Here is a 7,464-nt window from a genome sequence, read left to right on the forward strand (position 1 = left end):
GGATCGTGACGGCCCGCCACGCCCGGCTACGCCGCGCTCGCGACCGTCACCGGGTGGGATCGTGACGGCCCGCCACGCCCGGCTACGCCGCGCTCGCGACCGTCACCGGGTGGGATCGTGACGGCCCGCCACGCCCGGCTACGCCGCGCTCGCGACCGTCACTAGGCTCATCCGAATGCGCCTTGGTCGAATCGCCAGCCCGGACGGTGTCGCCTTCGTCAGTATCGAAGGCGAACTCGACGACCCAGCCGAGATGATCGTCCGCGAGATCGCCGAGCATCCATTCGGCACGCCGAACTTCACCGGCCGGTCATGGCCGTTGGCCGACGTCCGGCTGCTCGCCCCGATACTCGCCAGCAAGGTGGTGTGCGTCGGGAAGAACTACACCGACCACATCGCCGAGATGAAAGACCTGACGGGCCCCGCACCGGTGGACCCGGTGATCTTCCTCAAACCGAGCACCGCCATCATCGGGCCCAACGTGCCGATTCGGTTGCCCGCCAACGCATCACCGGTGCACTTCGAGGGCGAGCTGGCGGTGGTCATCGGCCGGCCCTGCAAGGACGTCTCGGCCGCCCAGGCGGCGGAGAACATCCTTGGCTACACCATTGGAAATGACGTGTCGGCGCGCGATCAACAAAAATCCGACGGTCAATGGACCAGAGCCAAGGGACACGACACCTTCTGCCCGGTCGGGCCGTGGATCGTCACCGACCTCAAGCCGCTGGACCCGGGCGATCTCGAATTGCGCACCGAGGTCAACGGTGACGTCAAGCAACACAGCCGTACTTCGCTGCTGATCCACGACATCGGCTCCATCGTCGAGTGGATTTCGGCCGTGATGACATTGCTGCCCGGCGATCTCATCCTGACCGGAACCCCGGCGGGTGTCGGTCCCATTGAGGACGGCGACACCGTTTCCATCACCATCGAGGGCATCGGCACCCTCACCAATCCCGTGGTCCGCAAAGGAAAATCGTGACTGCATCCGCGAACGCACCCCTGGTCCGGGTCCGATTCTGCCCGTCGCCCACCGGCACCCCGCACGTCGGAATGGTCCGCACGGCGCTGTTCAACTGGGCCTACGCCCGACACACCGGGGGCACCTTCGTCTTTCGCATCGAGGACACCGACGCCCAGCGCGACAGCGAGGAAAGCTATCTGGCGCTGCTGGACGCGCTGCGCTGGCTCGGCCTGGACTGGGACGAGGGACCCGAGGTGGGCGGCCCCTATGGCCCGTACCGGCAGTCGCAGCGCAGCGAGATCTACCGCGACGTGGTGGCCAGGCTGGTCGAAGCGGGGGAGGCCTATTACGCCTTTTCGACACCGGACGAGGTCGAGGCACGCCATAGGGCGGCGGGCCGTAATCCCAAGCTGGGGTACGACAATTTCGACCGGCAGCTGACCGACTCCCAGCGCGCGGCCTTTCTTGCGGAGGGCCGTCAGCCCGTGGTGCGGCTGCGGATGCCCGACGAAGATCTTGGCTGGGACGACCTGGTGCGCGGAACCACCACCTTCACGGCCGGGTCCGTGCCCGACTTCGCGTTGACCCGCGCCAACGGAGATCCGTTGTACACCTTGGTCAACCCCTGTGACGACGCGCTGATGAAGATCACCCATGTGCTGCGTGGCGAGGACCTGCTGCCGTCGACTCCGCGTCAGCTCGCGCTGTATCAGGCGCTGATCCGGATCGGTGTCGCCGAGCGTGTTCCGCAGTTCGCGCACCTTCCAACGGTATTGGGCGAGGGCACCAAAAAGCTGTCCAAGCGTGACCCGCAGTCGAATCTGTTCGCCCACCGCGACCGCGGCTTCATCCCAGAAGGGCTGCTCAACTACCTGGCGTTGCTCGGCTGGGCCATCGCCGACGACCACGACGTGTTCAGTCTCGACGAGATGGTGGCCGCGTTCGACGTGGTCGACGTCAACTCCAATCCGGCCCGCTTCGACCAGAAGAAGGCCGACGCGATCAACGCCGAGCACATTCGGATGTTGACCGTAAGCGACTTCACCACCCGACTGCGCGACTACTTCGGCGTCCACGGTCATCGCCTCGAGTTGGACGACGGCGCGTTCGCCACCGCCGCCGATCTGGTGCAGACCCGGATCGTGGTGCTCGGTGATGCCTGGGACCTGCTGAAGTTCCTCAACGACGACGAGTACGCGATCGACCCCAAGGCCGCCGCCAAAGAGCTGGGACCGGAGGGGGCCGCGGTGCTCGATGCGGCGCTCGCCGCACTGGACCACGTGGCGGACTGGGCGGCACCCCAGATCGAGGCCGCCCTCAAGACCGCGCTCATCGACGGGCTCGGCCTCAAACCGCGCAAGGCGTTTGGACCCATCCGGGTGGGGGCCACCGGAACGACGGTCAGCCCGCCGTTGTTCGAGTCGCTCGAGCTGCTGGGCCGGGACCGCAGCGTGCGGCGGCTGCGCGCGGCTCGCGCGACGGGCGGTTAGGACAGACCCGGACCACGCGTGCGGATTGTCCGGCGAGACTTTGGTAGTCTGCACTGCGGTTTACAGTGCGGTTTACCAAGGCCGACAACGACTGGCAGCGGCGGTCTTCGGAGTAGCTTGATAAGGCTCAGAATGATTGCTGACCAGCCGTTTTAGGCAGCCAATGGGGTATGGTGTAATTGGCAACACAGCTGATTCTGGTTCAGCCATTCTAGGTTCGAGTCCTGGTACCCCAGCAAAACTCTCGCCGCCTCAAGCGATTAGGTGGGCCTAGCGCGGTGAGCTATGCTGACTGCTCGGATCGTTTCTGGCCCCGTCGTCTAGCGGCCTAGGACGCCGCCCTCTCACGGCGGTAGCGTGGGTTCGAATCCCATCGGGGCTACAAACAATAGCCGCAGTTACTGGTCGGTCCCCAGTACGGCCGGCGCTGTCGATCCACCCACCGGCATGTGCGGCAAGCCGAGTTTGCGGTGATCCCACGAACGCGCCCGGCGGGCCACAATGCGAACGCAGACCCGCTTGTTCATCATCTGCTCGACGAACGGCTTCGCGTCGTCGGTGTAGGGACCGGTGTAGCGCTCCCACACGCTGACCCCCACCCGGTGTGAGACGTCGGGATCGTCCACGATCTCCGCGACCCCTTCGAAGGACACCCCGCGAAGCGTGTCGTAGGTGTGGCCGTCCTCGATCAAAAAGCTCACCCGCGGGTCCCGCGTGAGGTTGATGGCCTTCTGCGACTTGGCTTTGGTCTCCAGCCAGATCTCGCCGTCGACCACGGCGTACCACATGGCGGTCAGATGGGGCTGGCCGTCGGGGCCGATGGTGGCCAGCGTGCCGGTGCGGCTCTTGACGACGAAATCGGCGATCTCGTCTTCCGACATGACGATGCTCGCGCGCTGATTGGTTCCCATGCCGGTCAGTCTGTCAGGCCACGTGCGGCGCCCCGCTGCAGCACCCCGCGGGAGAACCCAGAGACTAGAGCCGGCGGGCCAGTGCTTCGGCGGCCGACAGCAGATCGGCGGCCCACCGCGCTCCCGGGCGCCGGCCGATCCGGTCGATGGGGCCCGACACCGAGATGGCCGCGACGACGGTGCCGCGGCTGTCGCGCACCGGCGCGGAGACACTCGCCACCCCCGGCTCACGCTCGGCCACACTTTGCGCCCAGCCACGCCGGCGCACTTCGGCCAGCGTTCGTTCGGTGAATTTGGCGGTCGCCAGCACCGCTTTCTGGGTGGCCGCGTCGCTATGGGCCAGTAGCACTTTGGCGCCCGACCCCGCCGTCATCGGCAGTCGCGCCCCGACCGGGACCGTATCGCGAAGGCCCGCAGCGGGTTCCAGGGCGGCCACACAGACCCGGTCGGTGCCCTCCCGGCGGTACAGCTGCACGCTTTCGCCGGTGGTCTCGCGCAACAGGGGCAGCACCGCGCTGCTGGCGGCCAGCAGCGGATCGTTGACGTGGGCCGCGAGTTCTGTGACGGCCGGACCGAGCCCCCAGCGTCCTTCGGCGTCGCGCGCCAGCAGGCGATGGACTTCGAGGGCCGCGGCCAGCCGGTAGGCGGTGGCTCGGGGCAGCGCGGTCCGTTCACACAGTTCGGCCAATCCACAGGGGGATTGGGCGACGGTGTGCAGGACACCCACGGCTTTGTCCAGGACGCCGATCCCGCTATGCTGTCTCACAGGGAGATATTAGCGTCTCGTATCCTGAGATCACAGCCCTCATGATCAGCGAGCCGCGGATGAAGCGAATTGAGGCGAGTTCGATATGACCATCGACACAGAGGCGGCCGCCAAACCGCGCACTCTGGCCGAAAAAGTCTGGGACGACCATGTTGTGGTGTCCGGGAGTGCCTCGGGGCAAGCGGCGGCACCCGACTTGATCTACATCGACCTGCACCTGGTGCACGAGGTCACCAGCCCGCAGGCTTTCGACGGCCTGCGCCTGTCCGGCCGGCCGGTGCGACGCCCCGATTTGACGCTGGCCACCGAGGATCACAACGTCCCGACCATCGACATCGACAAGCCGATCGCCGACCCGGTGTCGCGCACCCAGGTCGAGACATTGCGGCGAAATTGTGCCGAATTCGGTGTGCGGCTATATCCGATGGGCGACATCGAGCAGGGCATCGTGCATGTCGTCGGGCCGCAACTGGGCCTCACCCAACCGGGAATGACGATCGTCTGTGGGGACAGTCACACCTCGACGCACGGCGCATTCGGCGCGCTGGCCATGGGAATTGGCACCTCGGAGGTCGAGCACGTGCTGGCGACTCAGACGTTGCCGCTGCGGCCGTTCAAGACGATGGCGGTCAATGTCGACGGGCAGCTGCCCCCGGGCGTCACGTCCAAGGACATCATCCTCGCGCTGATCGCCAAGATCGGCACCGGCGGCGGGCAGGGGCATGTCATCGAATATCGCGGCAGCGCCATCGAATCGCTGTCGATGGAAAGCCGGATGACCGTCTGCAACATGAGCATCGAGGCCGGCGCCCGGGCGGGGATGGTGGCCCCCGACGAAACCACCTACGAGTTCCTGCGCGAGCGCCCGCACGCTCCGAAAGGGGCGCAATGGGATGCGGCCATGCGTTATTGGCAGCAGTTGCGCACCGACCCGGGCGCCGTATTCGACACCGAGGTCCATCTCGATGCGGAGTCGCTGAGCCCGTTCGTGACGTGGGGCACAAACCCCGGCCAGGGCGTGCCGTTGGCCGCCGCCGTGCCCGACCCCGAGCTGATGACCGACGACGCGCAGCGCCAGGCCGCTGAGAAAGCGTTGGCATACATGGACCTTCGACCGGGCACGCCGATGCGTGACGTCGCCGTCGACACGGTGTTCGTCGGCTCCTGTACCAACGGCCGCATCGAAGATCTGCGGATCGTCGCCGACGTGCTGCGTGGCCGCAAGGTCGCGCAGGGGGTGCGGATGCTCGTCGTGCCGGGCTCCATGCGCGTCCGCGCGCAGGCCGAAGCCGAAGGGCTGGGCGAGGTTTTCACCGCCGCCGGCGCCGAATGGCGGCAGGCGGGATGCTCAATGTGCCTGGGAATGAATCCCGACCAGCTGGCGCCGGGCGAGCGGTGTGCGGCGACGTCCAACCGCAACTTCGAAGGGCGCCAGGGTAAAGGCGGGCGCACGCATTTGGTGTCTCCGGCCGTTGCCGCAGCGACAGCAGTTCGCGGCACATTGTCCGCCCCGGCCGATTTGAGCTGACGTATTCGACGTCTGAAGGGATGAGCATGGAAGCATTTCACACCCACACCGGTATCGGTGTGCCGCTGCGGCGCTCCAATGTCGACACCGACCAGATCATTCCGGCGGTGTATTTGAAGCGTGTCACCCGAACCGGTTTCGAGGACGGCTTATTCGCGAGCTGGCGGTCGGATCCGTCATTCGTGCTAAACCTCAGCCCCTTTGACCGGGGGTCGGTCTTAGTCGCGGGACCCGATTTCGGGACGGGTTCGTCCCGGGAGCACGCGGTGTGGGCGCTGATGGACTACGGCTTCCGGGTGGTCATCTCGTCTCGATTCGGTGACATTTTCCGGGGCAATGCCGGCAAGGCCGGGCTGCTGGCGGCCGAAGTTTCCCAAGACGGGGTGGAGCTCCTCTGGAAGCTGATCGAGCAGAGCCCCGGCTTGGAAATCACTGCCAATCTTCAAGATCGAAATATCACCGCGGGAACGACGGTGCTGCCGTTCAAGATTGACGACCACACCGCTTGGCGGTTACTCGAGGGCCTCGACGATATAGCCCTTACGCTGCGAGAACTCGACGAAATCGAGTCTTTCGAGGCGGCCTACCCGGACTGGAAGCCGCGCACTCTGTCCACCTCCTGAACGGCCGAACGGAGCCGAAGTTCTGCTCGATCGGCTAACTAAACCGGCCGATTTTTATGACCCTCCACCGGTCAAGGGCGGCAACCAGATTGCGAAAAATATCGGACGCCCTGCCCTGAAATTGCGCGTGGCTCTTGGAAATTTGCTGGGTGAGGGTTTACCGTGTCCACTAGTCGGTTCAAATCGAGGACCACTAGCGTCGGAGGGATTGATGAATAAGGCAGAGCTCATTGATGTGCTCACACAGAAATTGAACACGGACCGTCGGCAGGCGACCGCAGCGGTCGAGAACGTTGTCGACACCATTGTGCGTGCGGTACACAAGGGCGACAGCGTCACGATTACCGGGTTCGGTGTGTTCGAACAGCGGCGCCGCGCAGCGCGCGTGGCTCGCAACCCGCGTACCGGTGAGACGGTGAAGGTGAAGCCGACGTCCGTCCCCGCGTTCCGTCCCGGTGCCCAATTCAAAGCGGTTGTGTCTGGCGCACAGCGTCTCCCGTCGGAAGGCCCCGCCGTCAAGCGTGGCGTGGTAGGGGGCGCGGCCAAGAAGACCGCGGCCAAGAAGGCTCCCGCCAAGAAGGCTGCGGCCAAGAAGGCTCCCGCCAAGAAGGCTGCGGCCAAGAAGGCTCCCGCCAAGAAGGCTGCAGTGAAGAAGGCCCCGGCCCGCAAGGCTGCAGTGAAGAAGGCCCCGGCCCGCAAGGTCGCGGCGAAGAAGGCCCCGGCCAAGAAGACTGCGGCGAAGAAGGCTCCGGCCCGCAAGGTCGCGGCGAAGAAGGCCCCGGCCAAGAAGACTGCGGCGAAGAAGGCTCCGGCCCGCAAGGCTCCCGCCAAGAAGGCGACCGCGCGCCGCGGCCGCAGGTAGGCAGAGCACGTTCTAGACACGAATACCCTTCGGGCGGCAGCGCTGCCCCCGGAGGGTATTCGTGTGCTGGCACGCTCGCGGCGGTCCTAAGCGGCGGGCCGCCGCCGTCAGGCTAGGCCCGCACGTTGGCGGCCAGTGCGCCGCCGATGTGATCGGCTGCCACCAACCGCCCGTCTGACAACGACAGCACCCAGACGCTGCCTTTGTGATTGCGCGATTTGTCCGGCCGCACTCCATCGCGATCACACCACCACGCGATCAGGTCCGGAATCACCTTGCCCTGTGTACAGACAACGGGTGTGCCTTGCTCCTCGGCGATA

At 65.9% G+C, this 7,464-nt stretch carries 7 protein-coding genes, 2 tRNA genes and 1 pseudogene; 7 read left to right on the forward strand and 3 right to left on the reverse strand.

The window, feature by feature from the left end:
* Positions 1-175: 175 nt before the first annotated feature.
* From Q0W90_RS21635 to Q0W90_RS21650, 4 genes are all read left to right on the forward strand, one after another.
* Positions 176-982: a fumarylacetoacetate hydrolase family protein gene (locus tag Q0W90_RS21635; protein ID WP_297601233.1), complete on the forward strand. Its 807-nt coding sequence runs from the start codon at positions 176-178 to the stop codon at positions 980-982.
* Positions 979-2,454: a glutamate--tRNA ligase gene (gltX, locus tag Q0W90_RS21640; RefSeq protein WP_297776509.1), complete on the forward strand. Its 1,476-nt coding sequence runs from the start codon at positions 979-981 to the stop codon at positions 2,452-2,454. The genes Q0W90_RS21635 and gltX overlap by 4 nt, the downstream gene beginning before the upstream one ends.
* Before the next feature lie 164 nt (positions 2,455-2,618).
* Positions 2,619-2,690 (forward strand) — tRNA-Gln (locus Q0W90_RS21645).
* Between the two features lie 73 nt (positions 2,691-2,763).
* Positions 2,764-2,836 (forward strand) — tRNA-Glu (locus Q0W90_RS21650).
* 16 nt (positions 2,837-2,852) lie between these two features.
* On the opposite strand, the gene Q0W90_RS21655 is transcribed toward Q0W90_RS21650, so the two are convergent.
* Positions 2,853-3,365 (reverse strand): PPOX class F420-dependent oxidoreductase, encoded by a 513-nt coding sequence (locus tag Q0W90_RS21655; RefSeq protein WP_297701120.1) that lies wholly within the window; start codon positions 3,363-3,365, stop codon positions 2,853-2,855.
* A 64-nt stretch (positions 3,366-3,429) separates the two neighbouring features.
* On the reverse strand, positions 3,430-4,131 hold the full coding sequence (locus Q0W90_RS21660; RefSeq protein ID WP_297601242.1) for an IclR family transcriptional regulator: 702 nt from the start codon (positions 4,129-4,131) through the stop codon (positions 3,430-3,432).
* Positions 4,132-4,216: 85 nt separating this feature from the next.
* Here Q0W90_RS21660 and leuC point away from each other — a divergent pair, with 85 nt between their 5' ends.
* The 3 genes from leuC to Q0W90_RS21675 all read left to right on the forward strand — a co-directional run bounded on the left by leuC (position 4,217) and on the right by Q0W90_RS21675 (position 7,144).
* A complete protein-coding gene (gene leuC / locus Q0W90_RS21665) occupies positions 4,217-5,659 on the forward strand; it encodes a 3-isopropylmalate dehydratase large subunit (protein WP_297601247.1) in 1,443 nt (480 codons plus the stop codon).
* A 26-nt stretch (positions 5,660-5,685) separates the two neighbouring features.
* Positions 5,686-6,282, forward strand: a complete 597-nt coding sequence (gene leuD / locus Q0W90_RS21670) for a 3-isopropylmalate dehydratase small subunit (protein WP_297601250.1) — start codon at positions 5,686-5,688, stop codon at positions 6,280-6,282.
* 211 nt (positions 6,283-6,493) lie between these two features.
* Positions 6,494-7,144, forward strand: coding sequence for an HU family DNA-binding protein (locus Q0W90_RS21675; RefSeq protein WP_297601253.1), 651 nt, complete (start codon positions 6,494-6,496; stop codon positions 7,142-7,144).
* A 112-nt stretch (positions 7,145-7,256) separates the two neighbouring features.
* On the opposite strand, the pseudogene Q0W90_RS21680 reads toward Q0W90_RS21675, so the two are convergent.
* A pseudogene (locus Q0W90_RS21680) lies at positions 7,257-7,464 on the reverse strand (NUDIX hydrolase); the annotation flags it as partial.

The sequence above is a fragment of the Mycobacterium sp. genome, assembly GCF_025933915.1.
In the GTDB taxonomy this organism is placed as follows: Bacteria; Actinomycetota; Actinomycetes; order Mycobacteriales; family Mycobacteriaceae; genus Mycobacterium.

Excerpts from the sequence above, each read along its gene's own strand:
- Q0W90_RS21655 (WP_297701120.1), bottom strand. The coding sequence starts at position 3,365 with ATGGGAACCAATCAGCGCGCGAGCATCGTCATGTCGGAAGACGAGATC.
- leuD (WP_297601250.1), top strand. The coding sequence starts at position 5,686 with ATGGAAGCATTTCACACCCACACCGGTATCGGTGTGCCGCTGCGGCGC.
- Q0W90_RS21635 (WP_297601233.1), top strand. The coding sequence starts at position 176 with ATGCGCCTTGGTCGAATCGCCAGCCCGGACGGTGTCGCCTTCGTCAGT.
- leuC (WP_297601247.1), top strand. The coding sequence starts at position 4,217 with ATGACCATCGACACAGAGGCGGCCGCCAAACCGCGCACTCTGGCCGAA.
- Q0W90_RS21675 (WP_297601253.1), top strand. The coding sequence starts at position 6,494 with ATGAATAAGGCAGAGCTCATTGATGTGCTCACACAGAAATTGAACACG.